The following is a 22,358-nucleotide window of genomic DNA, read 5'->3' on the forward strand; positions in this document are numbered from 1 at the left end:
CAGCACGATCACGGCCGGCGTGTACCACCTCGAGAAGCGGTCGATGAAGGCCTGGGTCCTCGCCTTGGCGTCCTGGGCCTCCTCCACGCGGTGGATGATACGGGCCAGGGTGGTGTCCGCGCCGATGCCCGTGGCCAGCACCTGCAGGAAGCCGCCGCGGGAGACGGTGCCCGCGAAGACCTGGTCCGCCTTGGCCTTCTCCACGGGGATCGACTCACCGGTGATGGAGGCCTCGTCGATGGCGCCCGTGCCGGAGACGACCTGGCCGTCCACCGGGACCTTCGCCCCGTTCTTCACCAGCACGATCTCGCCCATCCTCACCTGGTGGGCCGGGACCTCGACCTGTTCACCGTCCCGCATCACGATCGCCGTGTCCGGGGCGACGGCGATCAGTTCGGTCAGCGCCGAACGCGTCTTGTTCAGCGTGGCCGCCTCGAGGGCGTGGCCGACGGCGAACAGGAAGGTGACGGCCGCGGCCTCCCAGAAGTTGCCGATGAGGACGGCGCCGAGGGCCGCGATCGACACCAGCAGGTCGATCCCGATGACCCTGACCCTCAGCGCGCGGACCGCAGTGCGCACGATCCCGTAACCGGCGACGAGGGCCGCGGCCAGCATCACGAGGGTGGCGAGGGTGAAGACTGTGCCGGAGCCGTGCGCGTGCTCGCCGGTGTCGATCCACCACTGCGGCCCGATGGCGGCGTTCCATGCGCCGCCGCCGAGCTGTTCGATGCCGAAGGAGAGGAGGATGAGCAGGCCCGAGATGATGGGGACGGACCAGCTGCTGTGGAGCCATGTCTGGAGCCTGTTCACGGCGAGTGCGACCTTTCCGGGTGGATGCGAGGGGTGCGTGTGAGGGGGCTAAGGCGAGGGGGCTGGTCCGTGCGGTGACGGCGACGACCCCCCACTGCCCGTGACCGCCGCGGGTCACGGGCGGGAGGCCGGATCAGAAGGCCGAGGGGGTGGCCGTGTAACCGGCCTTGGCGATGGCGGCGACGATGTCCTCGACGGAGGTCGTGGTCGCGTCGTGGTCGACCTCGATGCGGGCGGAGGCGAAGTGGACCGTCACGTTCTGCACGCCCTGGAGCCGGCCGACCTGCTTCTCGATCTTGCCCACGCAGGACGGGCAGGAGAAGCCCTCGGCGCGGAAGATGGTGTGGGCGGTGGTCGCGGTGGTCATCTGAGACTCCCTTCGTTCGTCGTGTCTGGTGCTGACACCGTCAACGTACGAGGGAATGGCGGGCCGATCCTTGACCTGGGTCAAGTTCGACGAACTGTCTTCGCGCAGGTCAGGAGGCAGGAGGCAGTGGCGCAGGACGCAGGACGACCCGGCGCCGGAGGGTGTCCGGGGCCGGGCCGGGGCTGGAAGGCGACGGCGGCGCCGTCGGGCCTTGCGGGGTGGTCAGTAGTTCTGCGGCGGATCCGAGGCGGGGAAGGAGGCCTTGCCCCAGTCATCGGCCTTGGCGTCGTCGTGCTCGTACCTGACCTGCTGCTGGGTGGCGTCGTGGACGAGCTGCTGTGCCAGGTCGGCGGCGTCCGTGGTGGTCACCGTCTTCGTGACCGTCACCGTCTCGGTCGTCGTCTGCGGCTCGTGGGTGGCTTCGCTCATGACGTCTCCTCTCGGTTGTCTCCATTATCGGCTTCCTCCCGTGTCAATGCACGGTTACACCGGCCCTGGGGATGTTCAATCGCGGTGTTGTTCAGTCCCGGAGCTCGATCGGCAACCGGTCCCGGTCGTCGGTGATGTCCGTGTAACCGTGCGGGGCGGGCTTGCCGTCCTCGCCGAGCGAGACGAACACCATCCTCTCGATCGTCAGGATGACGTGGCGGGTGATCATGTTGCGGACCTCCGCGCGCATGGTGAGGGAGGTGCGGCCGAAGTGGGTGGCCTTCAGGCCCATCTCGATCATGTCCCCTTGGCGGGCCGAGGACACGAAGTTGATCTCGGAGATGAACTTGGTGACCACGCGGTGGGTGCCCAGCTGGATGCTCGCGTAGATGGCGGCCTGCTCGTCGATCCAGAGCAGCAGCGACCCGCCGAAGAGCGTGCCGTTGGCGTTGAGGTCCTCGGGCTTGACCCACTTGCGGGTGTGGAAGCTGACGGGGTCAGCGCCGGCCCGCGCGGTGCCGTCCGGTCCGGGGACGGGCAGGGCGGAGGTGCGGTCGGCGGGCTCGTTCGGGGGCTGGATGGTCATGGGGGGAGCGTAACCCGGGGCGTGGCTGCGGGGCAGGGTGGAGGGTATCGACATACCTATGCGTATAGGTATATGGTCGGTGACGAAGCAGGTGTGGGGCAGATCACTCCCTGCTCGCAGAACCCCCTCCGCAGGACCATCCGAGAGGACCGAACCGATGTCTGAAACCGTTGTGACCACCAAGTCCCTGCAGGACGTGCTGGACGAGTCCGGCAACGTCGTCGAGCGCCTGCGCAATGCGCAGATCGGCGCGTACATCTACCCCGTCGTGGCCCCCGAGTTCTCGAACTGGCGCTCCGAGCAGCGCGCCTGGCGGGACTCCGCGGTGCTCTTCGACCAGTCCCACCACATGGACAACCTGATCCTGCGCGGCCCGGACGCCATCAACCTCATCTCGGACACCGCCATCAACTCCGTGGCCAACTTCGCCGTGGACAAGGCCAAGCAGTATGTCCCGGTCACCCCGGCCGGTCACGTCATCGGTGACGGCATCATGTTCCGCCAGGCCGAGGAGGAGATCGTCTACGTCGGCCGCGCTCCGTCCACCAACTGGCTGCTGTTCAATGCCGAGAAGAACGGCTACCAGAACCTGGAGATCGTCGAGGACCGCCGCTCGCCCTCCCGCCCCATGGGCAAGCCGGTGCAGCGCGAGTACTACCGTTTCCAGATCCAGGGCCCGCGCGCCTGGGAGATCATCGAGAAGCTGCACGGCGGCTCCCTCGAGAAGCTGAAGTTCTTCAACATGTCCTGGATGAACATCGAGGGCACCCAGGTCCGCACCCTGCGCCACGGCATGTCCGGCGCCCCGGGCCTGGAGATCTGGGGCCCCTACGCCGACTACGACCGCATGCGCGACGCCATCCTGGCCGCCGGTGAGGAGTTCGGCATGCTTGCCGTGGGCTCCCGGGCCTACCCCTCCAACACCCTGGAGTCCGGCTGGATCCCGTCCCCGCTGCCGGCCATCTACACCGGCGAGGGCCTGCTGGCCGAGTACCGCCAGTGGCTGGGCGCCGACTCCTACGAGGCCAACAACGCCGTGGCCGGATCGTTCGTCTCGGACAACATCGAGGACTACTACCACACCCCCTGGGAGCTCGGTTACGGGTCCTTCGTGAAGTTCGACCACGACTTCATCGGCCGCGACGCCCTGGAGAAGATGGACCCCGCCGCCCAGCGCAAGAAGGTCACCCTGGCGTGGGACGCCGAGGACATCCAGCGCATCCAGGCCTCGCTGTACGACACGGAGGGCACCCCCTTCAAGTACTTCGACCTGCCGCTGGCCAACTATGGCTCGTCCAACTTCGACAAGGTGATCGACGACGACGGCACCGTGGTGGGCGTGTCCATGTTCACCGGCTACTCGGCGAACGAGAAGCGCGCGCTGTCCCTGGCCACCATCAACCCGGACGTGCCCGAGGGCGCCCGGCTGAAGGTCGTCTGGGGCGAGGAGGACGGTGGTACGAAGAAGACCACCGTCGAGCCGCACCAGCAGACCGAGGTCAACGCCACCGTCTCCCCGGTGCCGTACTCCGCCGTGGCGCGTGAGTCCTACCAGGAAGGCTGGCGCACCGGCTACAAGGCCTGAGTCCGGCCCGCTGTCCGGATCCGGACGGGTGGCCCGTGATGGGTAGTCCCTCGCGGGCGGCCCGTGACGGGTCGCTGGCCCCATCTTGACCCGGCCCGAGCGCGCGGCGCCCCATCTCCTCGGAGGTGGGGCGCCGTCGTCGTGGGTGAGTCGGCCGGGAATCATGCCGGGGCGGACAGATCCCCGGTTCCTGCCGGACTGAATGGTCCATTGGAGCATGGTTGACCGGCGGCGGGTCATTCCACAGCTCGCCTCCCGGAGTCATCCGGCCGGGTTGTCCACACGCTCGGCCACCGGGGCAGCACGGCGACCGCGTTCCGCGATGTGCTGGACCGATGACGCTCACGACATCCCCATCCCGTGCAGGTGTGCCAGGACTCTACGCGCACCATCCCGTGCTCATGCAGGCGGACGGAACCCTGCGCGCCTGGACCATCCCGATGATCCTGGCGGACCCATCGGGCGCCTCTGCGCAGGACCCCCGACGACTGTCGAGGGCCGTGGAGCGTGGTGACCTCATCCGGATCCGTCCGGGTGCCTACGCCGAGCGCGCGGGATGGAACGACGCCTTTCCGATGAGCCGGTACATGGCCACCGTGCTCGCCATCGCCGCCTCCCGGCGGGCGGGTGACGCGGTGTTCTGCCGGGAGACGGCGCTGGCCCTCCACGGGATCAGCCTGTGGTCGTTACCGCGAGAGGTCAGTGTCCGGACGGCCCGCGCCGGATCGACGGGAGCCAGGAGGCCGGCTCGCATGCCCGGCGCCCAGCACGCGCCGTTCGCGGAGCGGCACCGGATGTGGCCGCAGGCGTGGCGATCACTCCGGGACGTGGACCGGGGTGGCACACCCTCCGAGAAGCTGGTGCTGGCCGGAGTCTCCCTCCGGGTCGAGTCCCTGGACCGGGCGCTGGCCGACACCGTCCCCCGCATGGACCCCGCGGAGGCCGCCACGGTGCTGGACGCCCTCCTGGCCGGCCGGCCTGCCGGACTCAAGAACACGAGGGCGTCCACGCCGACGCCCTGGTCCAGGGAGGAAATCCTGGGCCTGCAGGAGCTCTGCACCTCGGCGGCCGCGAGGGAGCGGATGTTGACTCGCGCACGATTCGCCACGGGTGAGACCGAGTCGCCGGGAGAATCCGTCAGCCGAGTGGTGATCCGCGACCTCGGATTCGCCCTGCCGGACATGCAGCATCGGGTGCACGACGAGAACGGCGCGCTGCTGGGCATCACGGACTTCTGGTGGGAGGGCGCCGGCACGGTGGGGGAGTTCGACGGCCTGGCGAAGTATCTGGGCCGGCGCAGTTACTCCGGGCTCTCCGCGGAGCAGGTCATCGCCGAAGAGAGGCGCCGTGAGGATGCCATCTGCGACCGGGGGCTGCGCATGGTGCGGTGGTTGGCGGAAGACCTGCGCAACCCGGCCAGACTGGAGGCGAAGTTGCGGCGAGCGGGTGTGCCTCGGCGGAGGTGACCGGAATGTCAGGTGATGGGCTACCGAAATGTCAGGCCAGAATGGACATCTCCCGAGGTCCTCCCGGCCTGATTCGTCCATCCGAGGATGATTAGCGCCTGGGATTATTAGCGGTCGTGATGATTGGCGCACGTGATGACCGCTGCCCGTGACGCGGGGCGTTTGGGCCTCAGCCTCGAGCGTTGTCACCGGCCTGGGAGCCGATCAACCGGCCACCGCTGTTGAGCTGGAGGGCGCACAGCACCTGGCGGTCGCCCTCGGACCAGGACCCCGAGGACGGGGTGTACATGGTGTACCCGAGATCGGAGTCCTCCGGGGCCGTGCCCGTGAAGGCGGTGAACTCCGCGCGGCAGCCGGCGTCGGCAAGCCCGTGCACCCGCTCGTCGCCCGGCCAGGACGGCTCGTCGAGCTGGAACAGGGCGTAGGCCTCGAGGTCATGGGCCACGGTGCAGGGCACCACCGCGACCGCGTAGAGGCCGTCCGCGGTCGGCCGGTCGTAGCACTGGCCCGGGGACAGTTCGAAGATGCTCGTCTCCACCGCGGAGACGGCGGGCGTCGGGGTGGACGTCCCGACCACCTCCTCCGTGGCTCCCGGACCGCCGCACCCGGTGAGCAGGGCCGCGAGGGCGAGTGCCGCCGTCGGGGCGGACAGGGCGCGCGCAGGCCGGGGACGACTCATGTCCTCCACTCTACGGAGGCGACCGCGCGTGTCTGTGTCCTCGCGGCCGCCACCGCAGTCCTCACGGAGTGGCTGCGACCCCTGGCCCCGCACCCCCCCGCCACACAGCGCTGCCGAAGTCCCTCGCCACGCAGGGCTGCCGCCGCCGGGATCCCGACGACGGCAGCGCGGTTTGGCGGCGATGGGGAGGGGGTCAGTGCTTGCGCTGGTACTCCTCGATCCACTCGGCGGTCGCGCGCATGCCACCGAAGGTGTAGAAGTGCAGCTTCACGTCGCCGTGGTCCTCGGTCATGGCCGCGTCCAGGGCGGAGATCAGCTTGTCGGGACCGGCGGTGCCGAGCAGGTTGGTCAGGGAGAAGCCGTACTTCTTGGCGATGCCGGCGGAGGTGGAGACACCGAAGCGGCTGGCGTAGGTCAGCAGGCGCTTGATGCCGGCGGGGCCGGGCACGCCCACGCGGATCGGCAGCTGGATGCCGCGGCGGCGGACCTCCTCGATCCAGTGCACGATCGGGTCCACGTCGAAGCCGAACTGGGTGAGGATCGTGCCGTTGAGGCCCTGCTCCTGCAGGGAGGCGTTCTTGCGCTCGAGGGCGTCCCAGAGCTGGGCGTCGGTGATGTCCGGGTGGCCCTCGGGGTAGCCGGCGATCGAGATGTCCGTGAACCCGTGCTCCTTGAACAGGCCGGACTCGATGACCTCGAGCGAGGAGGCGTACGGCCCCATCGGCTCGGACGGGTCCCCGCCGACGGCGAAGGCGTGGGTGGTGCCGACCTGCTCCCGCAGCGCGGTGAGGAACTCGACGAGCTCCGTCTGCGAGGTCAGCCGGCGGGCCGAGATGTGGGGGACCGGGACGAAGCCGAGGTCCCGGGCGGCGGTGGAGGCCTTGACGCGCATGGACAGGTCCTCGTTGCCGAGGAAGGTGACGTTGATGCGGGTGCCCTGCGGGATGACGGAGGCGGCATCGCGCAGGGACTCGATGTCCTTGTCCTTGCCGGTCATCTCCAGCGAGGGCTCGGTCATGACGGTCTGGCGGCCGGTGGCGGGGGTGGCGTTCATGGCATTTCCTCGGCGGTTCTCGGGTCGGCGGGCCCGATGGTGGCGCCCCGACGGTGGTCTCGATCACACTGCTGGAACCGACACTAATATAACTATGGCGATAGGTATAGAGGTGGGGCTCAGTCGGCGGCCTTGATGCCCCGGTCCGCATAGGGCGCACTCCATCGGCGGCGCAGGGACGCGACCCGGACGGCGAACACGGCGACCATGATCAGGGCCAGCGACAGCCAGTTGAACCAATGCAGCCACCACAGCAGCGCGGTCAGCGCGGCCCCGAACAGCGCAGGCACCGCGTAGAGACCCCGCGGGTTGAAGATCTCGGGCACCTCGTTGGCCGTGACGTCGCGCAGCAACCCACCGACCACGGCGGTGGTCACGCCCAGCACGATCGCCATGACCGGGGTGATCCCGGCCGCCAGCGCGGTCCGGGTGCCGGTGACGCAGAACAGGGCGAGTCCGGCGGCGTCGAACACCAGCAGGCCGCGGCGCATCCGGTCCTGCCGGATGAAGCGGACGTAGACCAGGCCCGCGGCGAGCAGCGGCGGGAGCAGGTAGAGCGGGTTGGAGAAGGAGTTCGGCACGCCCTCGTTGATGATGAGGTCCCGCACCACGCCGCCGCCCAGGCCGGCGAAGAACGCCAGGAACACCGACCCGATGATGTCGAAGTGGCGCCGGGCCGCCAGCAGGGACCCGGACACCGCGAAGAAGAACACCCCGAGCAGGTCCAGGACCAGCAGCAGGGTGGGCAGCGCGGACTCCAGCTGCTCGACCAGCGGGTCCAGCTCGTTCGAGGGTGACGGGATCTCCGGTTCCACGCCCGCCCGCCACAGCGTCAGCGTGATCATCGCTGTCCCCGGCGCGGGCTCAGACGCCCTGCGCCAGCTCCTCGGCCAGCCCGGTGTAGGAGGCGGGGGTGAGCGCCATCAGGCGGGCCTCGGCGTCGGGCCCCAGGCCCAGGCCGGCCACGAACTCGCGCATCCGCGCCCCGTCCACCCGCTGGCCGCGGGTGAGGTCCTTGAGCCGCTCGTAGGGGTTGTCCATGCCCTCGACACCGGCGATCGCCTGGGCGCGCATCACGGTCTGCACGGCCTCGCCGAGCACCTCCCAGTTCTCGTCCAGGTCCCCGGCGAGCACCTGCTCGGCGACCTTGAGCTGCTTCATGCCCTTGGTGACGTTGGACAGGGCCAGCACCGAGTGGCCCAGGGCCACCCCGATGTTGCGCTGCGAGGTGGAGTCGGTGAGGTCGCGCTGCCAGCGGGACTCCACCAGGGTCGCGCCCAGGGAGTCCAGCAGCGCGTTGGAGAGCTCGAGATTGGCCTCGGCGTTCTCGAAGCGGATCGGGTTGACCTTGTGCGGCATCGTCGAGGAACCGGTGGCGCCGGCCACCGGGATCTGGGCGAAGTAGCCGATCGAGATGTAGCTCCACACGTCCACGCAGAACCCGTGCAGGATCCGGTTGAACCGGGCGACGTCCGCGTACAGTTCCGCCTGCCAGTCGTGCGACTCGATCTGGGTGGTCAGCGGGTTCCAGGTCAGTCCGAGGTGCTCCACGAACGTGCGGGAGACCTCCTGCCAGTCGGCGCCCGGCGCGGCGGCCAGGTGTGCGGCGTAGGTGCCGGTGGCGCCGTTGATCTTGCCCAGGTACTCCTGCTGCTCGATCCGCCGCAGCTGCCGCTCCAGCCGGAACACGAACACGGCCATCTCCTTGCCCAGCGTGGTGGGCGTGGCCGGCTGGCCGTGGGTGCGGGAGAGCATGGGCACGCCCGCCGCGCTCGCGGCCAGCTCGCGGATGGTCCCGACGGCGGTGCGGGCACCCGGGAGCCAGACGTCCAGCACCGCGTCGCGCACGCCCACGGCGTAGGAGAGGTTGTTGATGTCCTCGGAGGTGCAGGCGAAGTGCACCAGCGGCGTCAGATGGGCCAGCCTGAGGCCCTCGAGCCGGCGGCCGATGTAGTACTCCACGGCCTTGACGTCGTGCACGGTCTTGGCCTCGATCGAGCCCAGCTCGTCCACGCCCTCGGGGCCGAAGTCCGTGACGACGGCCCGCAGTCCCGCCTCCTGCTCCGGCGTCAGCGGGGACAGTCCGGGCAGGACCTGGCGGTTGGCCAGGTGGATGAACCACTCCACCTCCACGTGGATGCGGTTGCGGTTCAGCGCGGCCTCGGACAGGTGGTCCGCCAGCGGCGCGACGGCGGCGCGGTACCGTCCGTCGAGCGGGCCCAGCGGGATGCCGGCGTCGGCCAGGGACTGGCGGGCCGGCGTCGGGCCCTGCGACGCGGGGGCGGCGGCCGACGCTGCGGGCGAACCCGCGGCGGAACCGGTGGCGGAGGCGGACTGCGGCGTGGAGGACTCAGGCATGGCCCATATTCTCCCACGCGCCGCGACGCCGACATGCTGACTGCTTCACGCGTGGGATCGGCCATGCTGTGGACATGGCGAAGAGATCGAGGTTCGGGTGGCCGTGGAGGCGCACGGCTGGGAGCGGGACGGCTGGGACGGAGCCTGTGGACGAGTTCCCGGACGGGTCGCGCTGGGCCGAGGTGCGGGGGCTGAGGCTGCACTACCGCGTGGTCGGCCGCCCCGGCGGCACTCCGCTCGTGATGCTCCACGGACTCCTGGGCCATGCCCGGGAGTGGGACCCGGCCGTGGCGGAACTGGCGGTGACCCACCAGGTCTGGGTGCTGGACCAGCGCGGGCACGGACTGAGCGACTGGGCCGGGGACTACGCACGGTCCACCATGGCCGAGGACCTGATCGCGTGGCTGGAGGCGGTCGGCCTGGACCGCCCCGTCGTGATCGGGCACTCGATGGGAGCCACCGTGGCCCTGCTGGCCGCGGCGCGGCGGCCCGACCTGTTCGGGAGGCTGGTCATCGCCGACACCGCGCCGAAGACCGCCGACGGCCAGCTCCAGGCCTGGTTGCGCGAGTACCTGCAGGAGCTCGGAGCCGCGTCCCACGGCACCGTGGCCGAGGCGCTCGCCCTGCGCTCCGGTGGTCCCCGGGCCCGTCCCGACCTCGTCCGCCGGTCGGTCGAGCAGAGCCTGGTGCGAGGCGACGACGGCCGGTACCGCTGGCGCTTCGACGCCCGGGGGCTGGTCGGCTCGCTCGACAGCGTGGACCCGGCCGTGCTGTGGGACGCCATCGACGCGATCTCCTGCCCGGTGCTGCTGCTGCGCGGTGAGCACAGCCTCGAGCTGTCACCGGAACTGTCCGGGGAGATGGCGCGGCGCCTCGGGGACGCCCGGCTGGGCACGATCGCCGGCGCCGGCCACGATCTCGCGCTCGAGAACCCCGAGGGGGTGGCGCGGGCCGTGTTGGACTACCTGGCCGGGGACTGAGTGGTGGTCGTCGATATGCAGGTTCCCGCCAGCGTTCTCTGATAGACCATCAATCACGGCGTCTTCCCCCGGCGTCGGCGTTTCCTCGAAGGAGAGAGTTTCATGACTGTGACTGCAGAGACCACGACCGCCACGTTCGCCGGGCAGCCGGTGGACACCCAGTTCATCGCCGGTGAGTGGCGGGCGGGGCATTCGGAGAAGGTGAACACGGACACCAACCCGTTCAACGACCAGGTGGTGGCGCGGATCCGGCAGGCCTCGGGAGAGGACCTGGACGAGGCCTACCGTGCGGCCGAGGCCGCCCAGCCCGGCTGGGCCGCGATGGCCCCGGGCGAGCGGGCCAGGATCATCCGCCGGGCCGGGGAGATCCTGGAGGAGCGCCGCGAGGAGATCGTGTCCTGGCTGGTCGCCGAGGGCGGGGCGACCATGCTCAAGGCCAACATCGAGGTGTCCCTGGCCGCGGGCATCACGGCCGAGTCCGCCTCGTTCCCGACCCGGGTGCACGGGACCATTCATCCCTCGAACACCCCGGACCGGGAGATGCGGGTCTACCGCAAGCCCGTGGGGGTGGTGGGGGTGATCAGCCCGTGGAACTTCCCGCTGCACCTGTCCCAGCGCTCGGTGGCCCCGGCCCTGGCGGTGGGCAACGCCGTGGTGATCAAGCCGGCCTCGGACACCCCGGTGACCGGCGGGTTGCTGCTGGCCAGGGTCTTCGAGGAGGCCGGGCTGCCGGCCGGAGTGCTCTCGGTGGTGGTGGGTGCCGGTTCGGAGATCGGGGACGCGTTCGTGGCGCACCCGGTGCCGCGGTTGATCTCCTTCACCGGGTCCACCCCGGTGGGCCAGAACGTGGGCACCGTGGCCACCAGTGGGGAGCACCTGAAGAAGGTCTCCCTGGAACTGGGTGGCAACGCCCCGCTGGTGGTGCTGGACGACGCGGACCTGGACGCCGCCGTCGGCCAGGCCATTCCTGGTACTTTCCTGCACTCGGGCCAGATCTGCATGTCCGTGAACCGGATCATCGTCCAGGCCCCGGTCTATGACGAGTTCGTGGCCAAGTTCACCGCCGCGGCCCAGTCGGTGAAGTTCGGGGACCCGGCCGCCGAGGGCACCCTGGTCGGCCCGGTGGTCAACGACTCCCAGCTCGAGGGACTCAAGAAGAAGATCGACGGGGCCCGTGCGGCGGGGGCGACGGTCGCGGTCGAGGGCGAGATCACCGGCCGCGTCGTGCCCCCGCACGTGTTCACCGACGTGAGCCCGGAGATGGAGATCGCCCGCGAGGAGATCTTCGGCCCCATGGTCGCGGTGCTCAAGGCCGAGGACGAGGACCACGCCCTTCAGCTGGCCAATGACCACGTCTACGGGTTGTCCTCGGCGGTGTTCACCCAGGACCTGGACCGCGGGGTGCGGTTCGCCCAGCGGGTCAAGGCCGGGATGACGTTCGTCAACGAGATGACCGTCCAGGACGAGGCCCACGTGGCCTTCGGCGGCGAGCGCAACTCCGGGCTGGGCCGGTTCAACGGTGAATGGGCCATCGAGGAGTTCACCACCGCCCACACCATCGGCGTCAAGCGCCTCTGAATGGCCGGACCGGCCGCGGGGGATCGTCCCTGAACCCCGCCGCCTGACATCAGGAGTGGGATTCGTCGGCCATGAGGGCATCCTTGGCCGACGAATCCCACACCTGATGCGTCCGAGGCCTTCCGGCCCCCGGCGTCATCCCCTCCGGCGGCGGCGTCGCACCATCCCGGTGCGACGCCGCCGTCGTTCGTGCGCGGATCGTCATGGACTACGCGCGGAAAGGCAATCGACGTGGCCCCGGGCCTGCCTACGGTGACGCCTATCACCGTGTCCCGGGCGGTGCCGCAGTGGCCTGCCCGGGGCACGGCCAAGAGCACTGACCGACCCGGAACGGAGCGCCTCGATGCCCGAGACCACCCCCACAGAACCCACTGACTTCCTGGTGATCGGAGCCGGTTCCGCCGGTTGCGTCATCGCCCGCCGGCTCCTGGACGCCGGGCACACGGTCACCCTCGCGGAGGCGGGAGACCACGACATCAACCCGGACATCGACGACGTCTCCCGGCTGGGCTACCTGTGGGGCTCGGACGTGGACTGGAACTACTTCACCGAGCCCCAGCCCGAACTCAACGATCGCCGCGTCCACCTCCCCCGGGGCAAGGTGCTCGGCGGTTCGCACGCCCTGAACGCGACCATCTGGGTCCGGGGCGACCGGGCCGACTTCGACGGCTGGGCCCAGGACGGCTGCACCGGCTGGTCCTGGGACGAGGTGCTCCCGTACTTCCGGGCCATCGAGGCCTACGCGGACGGCGAGCCCGGGGTCCGCGGCCAGGACGGCCCGCTGGACGTCACCACGGACTACCCGCGCCACCCCGTCCAGCAGGCCATGCACGACGCCACCGTCCAGGAGGGCGTGCCCCGGAACGCCGACTACAACGCCGGCTCGGTGGAGGGCGTGGGGTGGATGCAGCTGAACCTGCGGGACCACAAGCGCTTCAACACCTGGCGGGCCTACCTCAAGCCGATCGCCGACCATCCGAGGCTCACCCTCGTCACGGGCGCTCACGCCCGGCGACTGCTCATCCAGGACGGCGCGGTGACGGGTGCGGAGTTCGCGCGCGGGCAGGAGCGGTTCACGGTCGAGGCGGGGGAGGTGGTCCTCACCGGCGGGGCGATCGGTTCGCCGGAACTGCTCCTGCGCTCGGGCGTGGGCCCCGCCGAGCACCTGCGCGAGGTGGGTGTGGACGTGGTGCTGGACCTGCCCGGCGTCGGGCGCAACCTGCACGACCACCTGCTGGTGCCGGTGGTCTGCACCACCGAACAGCCCCAGCCGGCGCCCGAGGTGGCGGTGGCCCAGGTGCACTACTGGGCCAAGTCCTCACCGGTGATGGACGTGCCGGACACCCAGCCGATCTTCTTCTCGGTGCCCATGTACACCAACACCGCCGGCGAGCTCATGGAGGGGCCCGAGGAGGGGTTCTCCCTGCTGGCGGGGATCGTGCGGCCGGCCTCCCGGGGCAGCCTGACGCTGTCCGGGCCCGAGGCGGAGGACCCGGTGCGCATCGACCTGGGCGCGTACACCGCACCCGAGGACCTGGAAGCGATGCTGTTCTCGCTGCGCCAGTGCCGGTCCATCGCGGCCCGGCCCGCCCTGCAGGAGCTCGGCGCGCAGGAGGTCTTCCCCGGCCCGGCCGTGGGTGACTCGGACGATGAGCTGATCGCGTACATCCGCAACACCACCACGACCTACCACCACCAGGTCGGCACGTGCGCGATGGGCACCGGGGCACAGTCCGTGGTGGATCCCGAGACCTTCCGGGTGCACGGCCTGCGGGGGCTGCGGGTGGCGGACGCCTCGATCATGCCCCGGGTGACGACCGGCAACACCAACGCCCCCTCCGTGCTGATCGGGGAGAAGGCCGCCGCGGCGATCACCGGCGTCACCCCGTTCTGAGCCGGCGCTTCCGGGTCACCTCTTCGGCCCACCCACGACGGCGGCGCCGCACCCTGCGCAGGTGCGGCGCCGTCATCGTCCGGTGGCTGGAATCGTCCCTCCCAGCACCGTTCAGGGGGACAGGACCAGCCACCGGGCTGGTCCCGGTGAGTCTCAGTCGCGGGGTGCGCCGGCCGCGACGGGCTCCTCGTCCTGCGCGGCGGTGTGGACGGGACGCCCCGCGAACCAGGTCTGCAGCACCCGGGTCCGGTGGATGTCCTCCGGATCCACCGTGAACACGTCCTGGTCCACCACGATGAAGTCGGCCGCCAGACCCCGGGCGAGTCGGCCCGTCACGTCACCGAGGCCCATGGCGCGGGCCGGTTCCCGGGTGAACGCGGCCACGGCCTCCTCCACTGTCAGGGCCTGGTCGGCGTTCAGGGCACCGGGCATGGACCCGTCCGGGCTGCGGCGTGTGACCATGGTCTGCAGCCCCACCCAGGGGTCCGGGCTGGGCAGGGCACACGGCCAGTCCGAACCGGCCGCCACCACGGCCCCGGAATCCACGAGATCCCGCATCGGCCAGCTCTGCTCGAACACCTCCTCGCTGACCTGCTGGGAGATGGAGGACTGGATGACCGAGGGGTACCAGATGTAGGGGGACGCGTCCGCCACGACGTCCAGCTCGGCGAACCGGGGCAGGTCCTCGTGCGCGATGTACTCGGCGTGCGCCACGTGGAACCGCGGCTGCCCGCCGTGGGTGCGGCGGACGTGCTCCACGGCGTCGAGGACGATCCGCACGGCGGCGTCGCCGGTGGCGTGCAGCTTGGCGCTGAGGCCCCGCCCGACGGTGTCCGCCAGCGAAGCGCGGAGCTCCTCGGGATCCCAGATCAGGTGCCCGCGGTCCTCGGGGGAGTGATGGTCGGCGCAGCAGCGGTAGGGGCCCAGCATGGCCGAGGTGCGGGTCATCGGGACCCCGTCCAGGACGTACTTGGCGAAGTCGGGACGGACGTGGGTGCTGCGGTACTGCTCGGCGGCCTCGAACAGCTCCGGTCCCACGGCTCCGGGTTCCAGGAACTGCTGGGCCGGCATGGAGGCCACCACCCACGCGGTCAGTTCACCTGCGGTGTCCATCTGGTGCAGCGCCCGGAGGGTGGGTTCCATCGTGGCCGCCTCCTGCACCGAGGTGATGCCGAAGGAGTGCGCCGCGCGCAGGCCCTCCTGCAGGGCGCGGCGGAGGTAGGCGTCCAGGTCCTGGATGCTGTCGGCCACCGTCGCCTCGGCCACCTGGGAGGCCATCTCCCACAGCACACCGGTCAGCCGGCCCTCGTGGTCACGGACATAGGTGCCGTCCTGGGGATCGGGCGTGTCCGGGCCGACCCCCATCAGCTCCAAGGCCCGCGAGTTCACCCACCGGTTGTGCATGGAGTCGTCCCGCAGCATCACCGGGCGCCCGCCCGAGGCCTCGTCCAGGGCCGCCAGCATCCCGACGTCGGTGAGGGTGTCCATCACGGTGGACCCCACGATCCCACCGACGACCCAGTCGTCCGGCTGCAGGGCGGTGCTCCACTCCCGCACCTTGGCGAGGATCCCCTCGACGGTGTCCGTCGGAAGCACCGGCAGTTCCCAGGCGAGCTGGCGGCCGCCGAGGCCGAGGTGGATGTGCACGTCGCAGAAGCCCGGCATCACGAGCGCGCCCTGCAGGTCGACGAGTTCGGCGTCCGGTCCCGCCGCTTGCCGGGCCTCGGCCAGCGAGCCGGCCACGAGGATGCGCCCCCCGGCCACGGCCAGGGCCTCCACCCAGGGGTGGTCGCGGTCGGCGGTGAAGATGCGGGATCCGGTCAGCACCAGCGGTCCGTCGGAGCCCGACGCCGGCCCGGCCGGTTCCCGGGCGGGCGCGCCACCCGGCGTCGAATCGCCGGAGGGGGAGGGGAAGGGGGAGGGTGAGGGTGAGGACATGTGCGTTCCCTTCATCGTGTGGTTCATGGAGTCAGCAGGTGAGGTGACGGTCGGCGGGTGACTCTCGGGTGACGCTCAGCGGGTCACGCTCGGGCCACTGTCGGCTCACGGCCGGGTTGCGGCGGTGCCGGGACGGGGGCCGCCCGGGCGGCGGGTCCGCAGGGCCAGGGCGCAGGCGAAGCAGACCGCGACCTCCAGGGCGACGATGGCCAGCATGAGCGACGTTCCCGCGCCGGCCCCAGGCTCGACGACCGCCGTCGCCGTGAAACCCGTCGTGGCGGGCGTCGCGGTGCCGGCGCCCGCTCCGTGGGCTCCGTGGTGGCCGCCACCGAGCGCCCCGGTCAGCAGCACCACGTGCAGCAGGGCCATCACCCCGGCCATCACCCAGAGGTGCCGCAGCGCCCGGATCCGGTGACAGGCCGTGCCCGCCGTCCGGGTGTCACCCCGGCGGACCGCGCCGACCGCGCACCACAGGCACCACAGGGCCATGGCGCCCATCAGCAGGGACAGGACCACGCCGTGGGAGTGGGCCACCAGCATCCAGCCGTGCAGCGGCACGGAGGCCGCGGCCAGGCCGGCCGCCACCAGGGTGGCCGGGCCCGCCAGGGTCACCGGCCCCGCCAGGCGCGAGGGGACACCGGTCCGGTCCGCGCCCGGCGGCAGGGCGACCCCGGCGGGACCCGGTGTATGGACCCTTCGGTGCGGCATCGCGGGAGTGCGGTGCCGCCGCCCCGGTCCGCCGGCCCGGCCGGATGCGGTGGTCTCAGTGGCCGCTACAGCAGCCATGACCTTCTCCGGCCGGGGCCTCGGTGCCGCCCTCACCCGGGGTGCAGCAGTGGCCGGATCGAGGAGCAGGGACGTCCAGGACGGGGGAGCGGTCGAAGAACCCCTCGGGCCGCAGACGGAAACCGACGTGGTCCACGGGCATGATCGGCCAGTCCTCCGGGCGCGGGAAGTGGGTCAGCCCGAAGGTGTGCCACACGACCAGCTCCTCGCCGTCCACGGTCCGGTCGGCCTGCGTCCAGTCCGGCAGGCCGCCGTCGCCAGCGTGCTGGTTCGGGAAGTCACCGGTGGGGTAGCGCTCGTCCTGGTGGTACGGGGAGACCCACAGGGCCTTGGAGGCGAAGGTGGCCCGGCGGTGGATGGAGGACCCCTCCGCCGCCAGCAGCGTGGGCGTCCCCTCGGGGTGCAGCTTGTACGCCACCGGCTGGCCGAGCCGGTTGGTGGACTCGGTGCTGGAGACCACCCAGGTGCGGCCCACGGACTGGTCGGCGTCCCGCTGGGCCTGCTGCTCGGTCGCCAGCACGGTGCGCTTGCGGGTGAAGGCGTTGCCGCGGGGGTTGTCCTCCGAGATCGGCAGGCGCACCGCGTCCTCCTCCTCGACCCGGCAGGCGCCGCCGTCGAGGGCGAAGTCGAGGCGGGCGGAGAACAGGTGCTGGTGGAAGGGGGCACCGAGACCAGGGGCCATCTCCGAGGCGAAGTCGGTGGGCCCGTCCGGCACCGCGGAGGTGAAGACGATGCCGGTGGCCTTGGCCTCGAACTCGATGGTGCCGTCCAGGTAGAGGTACCAGTAGAAGCCGTAGTCGTAGTTGCCGACCGTGGTGAAGAACGAGATCACCAGGCGCCGGTTGCGCCGCGTGTAGGCGATCCCGGACCACAGGTCGGTGTGCTTGGACAGGATGGACCAGTCCTCCTCGTGCATGCAGATGCCGTTCTTCACCTGCCGCGGCTCACCCACGTTGTTGACGACCCAGGGGGAGAGGTAGGTGATGTCGCCCAGGCAGTCGCAGCCCAGCTCCAGCGAGTTGGCCCACTGGCCCACGAGGTACTCGCCGGTGTCGAAGTAGTTCTGCCAGGACCGCACGGGGGAGGGATCGCCGTAGGGCACCACCATCTCCGCGATCACGGCCCGGTCCAGGATCCGGCGGGTGCGCTCGCCGTCCTGGAAGGAGATGTTGTGCAGCACCAGGCCCTCGCGCATGTCGAAGCCGACGTCCAGGGACCACTTCTCCCACTCCACGTGGTTGCCCCCGGTCACGGTGAAGGACGGGCCCTCGGGCTGGGTGATCTCGATCGGCTTCTGGGTGGTGCGGATCGGACCGGTCAGCTCCGGGTCGGTGTAGTTTCCGTGCTCGGCCGGCACCGGCATCACGCCGAGGTCGATCACCTGGTCGACGCTCCGGGCGGCCACGTCCACGTAGGCGACCAGGCCGTCGATCGGGTGGGCCCAGGCGGAATCGGTCTCGTGCTGCTGGTGGAAGGCCAGCCCGCGCAGGATGCGCCGGCCCCTCTCCTCCGGGTACTCGAACACGCCGGCGGACAGCGGGGCCACGCGGACCTCCTCGACCGGGATCCCGCGCTTGTCCAGCGCCTCGAGCCACCGCGGGTCCTCGGCGAGCACCGACTCCACGACCTCGAACTCCTCCTCCAGCACGGGCAGCTCGCCACTGGCCTCGGTGTCCAGCACCGTGTCCGACTCCACCCGGCGGTGCGTGGCGGAGACGACGACGTCGTGGGAACGGCCGTGCTCGGTGTTCAGCAGGAAGACGCGGAAGCGGCGGTCGACCGGGGCGTCGGCGGGAGTGCCGCGGGCCGGGTCGAGGAGGCCGAGGTACCCCATGCGCATGGACTCGGAGAAGAGCCCGGCCTCGGCGAGGACCTCGCGCACGATCGCGATCTCCTCGGGCGTCTGCAGGGCGTAGGCGCCGGGGGCGGAGTCCGCGGAGAGCACGGTGTCGTCGCGAGTACCGGAATTGGTGGTGGTCATGTCCGGACCTTTCGGGGAGGAGAGCCTGGGGTCGACGTCACAGTGAAGTGCGTCACGTTTCCATCTACAGTTGTAGAGAATAAGCTCGGGATGGCCCCGAGGGCAAGGGGTGTGTCGTCGCCGAGATCGCGCCCCGGGCGGGAGCGGCGCGGTGGCACAATGATCCCGACGACGGCGGGCCGGTCCCGCGGCGCGCTGCGGGGCGCGGGAGAGGGGGATGGCGATGCCGAAGGTGGTAGACCACGGGCAGCGCCGGCAGGAGCTGGTCGAGGCCACGTGGCGGATCATCGCCCGGCATGGCCTCTCCGGGGCCACCATGCGCCAGATCGCGGCCGAGGCCGGTTTCGCCAACGGCGCCCTCAAGCCCTACTTCCCCACCAAGGGCGAGCTGATCGAGGCGACCTACGCCTTCGTCTTCGACCGGACGAACCGTCGCGTCGAGGTGGCGACCCGCGACCTGGGCGGGCTGGCGGCGCTGGAGGCCTTCTGTCGCGAGGTGCTGCCCCTGGACGCCGAGCGGCTGGACGAGGCCCGCGTGGTGATCTCCTTCTGGCAGGAGGCCGCCCACGATCCGCGCGGAGCGGACCTCAACAACGCCTCGATGGCGCAGTGGCGGCGGTCCATGACCGGCTGGATGGAGCAGGCGCGCGCAACCGGCGAGCTGGAGCCGGGCGTGGACATCCCCGGGGTCGGCGACGTGCTGCTGAACTTCCTCCTCGGTAGCCAGATCTCCGCCGTCATCGACCGGTCGGCGACCGCGCCCGCCGACCTCGAGCGGCAACTGGCGGCCCAGCTGGAGCGGTTGCGCGCGCGGCGCTGACCCCACGCGCCCGGCGCTGACTCCACGCGCCCGGCGCTGACTCCACGCTCCCGGCACTGATCTCCGGTTGTCACCGCAGCGCCCCGGGTGCACCGGCGCCTGAGGTTTTCCTCCCAGTGGAGAGAAAACCGTGACGGGCGCCGTCCTGCCGCCTACAGTGGTCCTCACGGTGACCTGCGCCACACCCCCGATGGCGTGGTCAGCCACCGGAGCCGGCCCCGGCCCGCCCGGGTGCCCCGCTCGTCTCTCCAGGAGGATCACCATGTACCAGCAGGACACCGCCTCGGACTTCGTCCAGTGGCGCCGGCTCGTCTCCGAGTCGTTCGTGCCGCTCGCCGCCGAACAGGTGCGCCCGGGCCCGTTCACGGGGCACCTCGCCGGCAGGCACCTGCGGGAACTGGCGATCATGCGCGTCCAGGCCGGGTCCCATGCCGTACTCCGCACTCCGGACCTGATCGGCCAGGCCGGGCCGGGGTACTACAAGCTCAACCTACAGGTCAGCGGTCACGGGCTTCTGGTCCAGGACGGGCGCGAGACCCTGCTGCAGCCGGGGGACCTGGCGATCTACGACACCGAGCGTCCCTACTCGCTGTCGTTCGACGAGGAGTTCTCGACCCTCGTGCTGATGTTCCCCCGCCAGCTCGCCGGCCTGTCCACCGATGACGTCCGGGAGCTCACGGCGACCACGATGGGCGCCGGCCACCGGCTCGGGCAGGCCGTCGCCCCCTTCATCACGCAGATCGGTGCGATGCTGCCGACCCTGGACGGGCCGATCGGTCACCGGCTGGCCCTCAACGTCGTGGACCTGCTGGCCACCGTGATGGCGGACGAGCTCTACTCGCGTCAGGAGGCGGACAGCACCCAGCAGTCGCGACTGCTGCGCCGGATCCACCACTTCATCGAGTCCCAGCTGGCCAACCCGGACCTGGGACCGGACATGATCGCGGCGGCGCACTACATCTCCACCCGGGCCCTGCATCAGCTCTTCGCCACCACCGACCACACGGTGGCCCGGTGGATCAGGGAACGGCGGCTGGAACAGTGCCGCCGGGACCTGCAGGACCCGCTGCACCGGGACGTGCCCGTGGCAGCCGTCGGCGCCCGCTGGGGCCTCGCGGACCCGGCGCACTTCTCGCGGGTGTTCCGCGCCGAGTTCGGCCAGTCCCCGGCCCAGTACCGCCGCGACCACCTCTGAACCGGCCGGAGTCGACCCTGACGACCGCAACCAGTGCCGTCCGGCCCGCAGCCGGTGACGGCCAAGCCCGCGACCGGTGCCTGTCGCGCCCGCGGCCGGGCCGCCGTCGGGACCCTCACCACGGCCGCGCCGTGCACGAATCGTCAAGTGTCCTGCCCCCACGGCCAAGACCCGGCGCGTGCGGCACGGCATGCTGGGTGACCATCCTCGCTGATGTCTCATCAGCCCCGGCACCCGTTCCGGATCCCCCCGGATGACCCCAGGAGACGACATGTCCCAGTCCACCACCACCCGGAAGCACGGGGACTCCGTGCACCCCGGTCCCGAGACGCAGCCGGCCGACGACGGCCGCCTCGGCGCCCGCCGGATCGGCATCCCGGCGCTGGTCTTCATGATCATCGCCGCCTCGGCGCCGCTGACGGTCATGGCCGGCGGCGTGCCCAGCAACTTCGCGGTCACCTCGCTGGTCGGGATCCCGTTGTCCTTCCTGGTGCTCGGCGTCGTGCTGGTGCTGTTCTCCATCGGTTACGCCGCGATGAGCAGCCACGTGCACAACGCCGGTGCCTTCTACGCCTACATCGCCAAGGGCCTGGGCAAGCCCGTGGGCGTGGGGGCCTCGCTGGTGGCGGTGGTCGCCTACAACTGCATGCAGATCGGCATCGCCGGGTTGTTCGGCTTCGCCCTGTCCTCCTTCCTGGAGGGCACGGCCGGGATCTCGCTACCGTGGTGGGTGTGCGCCCTGGCCGCCTGGGTGGTCGTGGGCGTGATGGGCGTCAACCGGGTGGACCTCTCCGCCAAGGTCCTGGGCATCGTGGTGGCCGCCGAATTCCTCGTGGTCATCGTCTACGACGTGCTGGCCCTCGGCACGGCTCCCGAGGGCGTCACCGCCGACGGACTGGTCCCGGACCAGCTGTTCGCCTCCGGCGTCGGCGCCGCCCTGGCGTTCTCGATCGCCGCCTTCATGGGCTTCGAGTCCGGGGCGATCTACAACGAGGAGGTCAAGGACCCCAAGCGCACCGCCGGGATCGCCACGCTGATCGCCATCTCGGTCATCGCCCTGTTCTACGGCTTCTCCGCGTGGGCGATGGTGGTGGGCGAGGGAGCCTCGAATGTCATCGCCCGCTCCCAGGAGTTCGGACCGGACCTGATGTTCGTGTTCCTGGCCGAGCACGCGGGGGAGTGGTTCGTGACGCTGGCCAACCTGATGTTCATCACCAGCCTGTTCGCGGCCCTCGTGGCCTTCCACAACATCGTGGCCCGGTACTTCTTCGCCCTCGGCCGCGAGCGCGTCCTGCCCGGCGCGCTGGAGCACACCGGTGCCCGTTCCGGGGCGCCCGTGGCCGGCTCCCTGACCCAGTCGGCGCTGGCCCTCGTGGTCATCCTCGTCTTCGGTCTGGCCGGTGCCGGCTCCGACGACCCACTGTTCCCCGTGCTGACCCTGTTCACCTGGCTGACCAACATGGGCGCCTTCGGACTGGTGCTGCTGATGGCCCTGGCCTCGATGGCCGTGGTCGGGTACCTGCGGCGCCTGACCGGTGAGTACTCCGTGTGGACCCGGCTCATCGCCCCGGGCCTGGCCGCGATCGGCCTCGTCGTCCTCTTCGTGCTGATCGTGGTGAACTTCAACGTCCTGATCGGCGCCGAGGGCGTCACGGTCCTGAGCTGGCTGCTGCCGGCCATCGTGCTGGTGCCCGGCCTCTTCGGCACCCTGTGGGCCTGGTGGCTGCGGTCCGAGCGGCCGGCGACCTACCGCGGCATCGGGCAGGGCGGTGAGCTGGACTGACCTGACCCCGCAACAGCCTGAACCGCACCATCGCATACCGACCCTGAACTCCCGAGGAAAGGACCTCCC

Annotated in this window: 19 protein-coding genes; 8 read left to right on the plus strand and 11 right to left on the minus strand. The window is 70.8% G+C overall.

Annotated features, from left to right (window positions below; all coding sequences use genetic code 11):
• From Q0283_RS08080 to Q0283_RS08095, 4 genes are all read right to left on the minus strand, one after another.
• Positions 1–810: HAD-IC family P-type ATPase (locus Q0283_RS08080; RefSeq protein WP_298044152.1), on the minus strand; the 810-nt coding region annotated here is incomplete at its 3' end.
• Between the two features lie 133 nt (positions 811–943).
• Positions 944–1,177 carry a heavy-metal-associated domain-containing protein gene (locus tag Q0283_RS08085; RefSeq protein WP_183529134.1) on the minus strand — a complete coding sequence of 78 codons (234 nt, stop codon included), beginning with the start codon at positions 1,175–1,177 and terminating at the stop codon, positions 944–946.
• A 222-nt stretch (positions 1,178–1,399) separates the two neighbouring features.
• Positions 1,400–1,606 carry a hypothetical protein gene (locus Q0283_RS08090; RefSeq protein ID WP_298044153.1) on the minus strand — a complete coding sequence of 69 codons (207 nt, stop codon included), beginning with the start codon at positions 1,604–1,606 and terminating at the stop codon, positions 1,400–1,402.
• 91 nt (positions 1,607–1,697) lie between these two features.
• Positions 1,698–2,192, minus strand: a complete 495-nt coding sequence (locus Q0283_RS08095; RefSeq protein ID WP_298044154.1) for an acyl-CoA thioesterase — start codon at positions 2,190–2,192, stop codon at positions 1,698–1,700.
• A gap of 157 nt (positions 2,193–2,349) precedes the next feature.
• Between Q0283_RS08095 and Q0283_RS08100 the strand changes: the two genes are divergently transcribed.
• Together Q0283_RS08100 and Q0283_RS08105 are read left to right on the plus strand one after the other, a co-directional pair.
• Complete coding sequence (locus Q0283_RS08100) at positions 2,350–3,777, plus strand: aminomethyl transferase family protein (RefSeq protein WP_298044155.1); 1,428 nt, start codon at positions 2,350–2,352, stop codon at positions 3,775–3,777.
• Between the two features lie 368 nt (positions 3,778–4,145).
• Positions 4,146–5,243 carry a hypothetical protein gene (locus tag Q0283_RS08105; protein WP_298044156.1) on the plus strand — a complete coding sequence of 366 codons (1,098 nt, stop codon included), beginning with the start codon at positions 4,146–4,148 and terminating at the stop codon, positions 5,241–5,243.
• A 169-nt stretch (positions 5,244–5,412) separates the two neighbouring features.
• Here Q0283_RS08105 and Q0283_RS08110 read toward each other — a convergent pair whose 3' ends face one another.
• The 4 genes from Q0283_RS08110 to purB all read right to left on the minus strand — a co-directional run bounded on the left by Q0283_RS08110 (position 5,413) and on the right by purB (position 9,334).
• Positions 5,413–5,922, minus strand: coding sequence for a septum formation family protein (locus Q0283_RS08110; RefSeq protein ID WP_183529128.1), 510 nt, complete (start codon positions 5,920–5,922; stop codon positions 5,413–5,415).
• Positions 5,923–6,115: 193 nt separating this feature from the next.
• A complete protein-coding gene (locus Q0283_RS08115; RefSeq protein ID WP_183529126.1) occupies positions 6,116–6,976 on the minus strand; it encodes a methylenetetrahydrofolate reductase in 861 nt (286 codons plus the stop codon).
• A 119-nt stretch (positions 6,977–7,095) separates the two neighbouring features.
• Complete coding sequence (locus Q0283_RS08120; protein ID WP_255459705.1) at positions 7,096–7,821, minus strand: trimeric intracellular cation channel family protein; 726 nt, start codon at positions 7,819–7,821, stop codon at positions 7,096–7,098.
• Between the two features lie 19 nt (positions 7,822–7,840).
• Positions 7,841–9,334, minus strand: a complete 1,494-nt coding sequence (purB, locus tag Q0283_RS08125; RefSeq protein ID WP_298044157.1) for an adenylosuccinate lyase — start codon at positions 9,332–9,334, stop codon at positions 7,841–7,843.
• Between the two features lie 146 nt (positions 9,335–9,480).
• Between purB and Q0283_RS08130 the strand changes: the two genes are divergently transcribed.
• From Q0283_RS08130 to Q0283_RS08140, 3 genes are all read left to right on the plus strand, one after another.
• Positions 9,481–10,314, plus strand: coding sequence for an alpha/beta fold hydrolase (locus Q0283_RS08130; RefSeq protein ID WP_298044158.1), 834 nt, complete (start codon positions 9,481–9,483; stop codon positions 10,312–10,314).
• Positions 10,315–10,416: 102 nt separating this feature from the next.
• Positions 10,417–11,892 carry an aldehyde dehydrogenase family protein gene (locus Q0283_RS08135; protein WP_183529122.1) on the plus strand — a complete coding sequence of 492 codons (1,476 nt, stop codon included), beginning with the start codon at positions 10,417–10,419 and terminating at the stop codon, positions 11,890–11,892.
• A gap of 343 nt (positions 11,893–12,235) precedes the next feature.
• Complete coding sequence (locus tag Q0283_RS08140; RefSeq protein ID WP_298044159.1) at positions 12,236–13,786, plus strand: GMC family oxidoreductase; 1,551 nt, start codon at positions 12,236–12,238, stop codon at positions 13,784–13,786.
• A gap of 153 nt (positions 13,787–13,939) precedes the next feature.
• Here Q0283_RS08140 and Q0283_RS08145 read toward each other — a convergent pair whose 3' ends face one another.
• The 3 genes from Q0283_RS08145 to Q0283_RS08155 all read right to left on the minus strand — a co-directional run bounded on the left by Q0283_RS08145 (position 13,940) and on the right by Q0283_RS08155 (position 18,491).
• Positions 13,940–15,724: an amidohydrolase gene (locus tag Q0283_RS08145; RefSeq protein ID WP_298044160.1), complete on the minus strand. Its 1,785-nt coding sequence runs from the start codon at positions 15,722–15,724 to the stop codon at positions 13,940–13,942.
• Between the two features lie 105 nt (positions 15,725–15,829).
• The gene (locus Q0283_RS08150; protein WP_183529116.1) at positions 15,830–16,432 is read right to left on the minus strand and encodes a hypothetical protein; all 603 of its coding nucleotides are present in this window, start codon (positions 16,430–16,432) and stop codon (positions 15,830–15,832) included.
• Between the two features lie 55 nt (positions 16,433–16,487).
• Complete coding sequence (locus Q0283_RS08155) at positions 16,488–18,491, minus strand: primary-amine oxidase (protein ID WP_298044161.1); 2,004 nt, start codon at positions 18,489–18,491, stop codon at positions 16,488–16,490.
• Between the two features lie 223 nt (positions 18,492–18,714).
• Between Q0283_RS08155 and Q0283_RS08160 the strand changes: the two genes are divergently transcribed.
• The 3 genes from Q0283_RS08160 to Q0283_RS08170 all read left to right on the plus strand — a co-directional run bounded on the left by Q0283_RS08160 (position 18,715) and on the right by Q0283_RS08170 (position 22,289).
• Positions 18,715–19,311 carry a TetR/AcrR family transcriptional regulator gene (locus Q0283_RS08160; RefSeq protein WP_183529112.1) on the plus strand — a complete coding sequence of 199 codons (597 nt, stop codon included), beginning with the start codon at positions 18,715–18,717 and terminating at the stop codon, positions 19,309–19,311.
• 262 nt (positions 19,312–19,573) lie between these two features.
• Positions 19,574–20,506, plus strand: coding sequence for a helix-turn-helix domain-containing protein (locus tag Q0283_RS08165; RefSeq protein ID WP_183529110.1), 933 nt, complete (start codon positions 19,574–19,576; stop codon positions 20,504–20,506).
• Between the two features lie 271 nt (positions 20,507–20,777).
• Complete coding sequence (locus tag Q0283_RS08170) at positions 20,778–22,289, plus strand: APC family permease (RefSeq protein ID WP_183529108.1); 1,512 nt, start codon at positions 20,778–20,780, stop codon at positions 22,287–22,289.
• The last annotated feature ends 69 nt before the right edge of the window (positions 22,290–22,358 follow it).

It is taken from the genome of uncultured Citricoccus sp., assembly GCF_937871995.1.
Lineage (GTDB): Bacteria > Actinomycetota > Actinomycetes > Actinomycetales > Micrococcaceae > Citricoccus.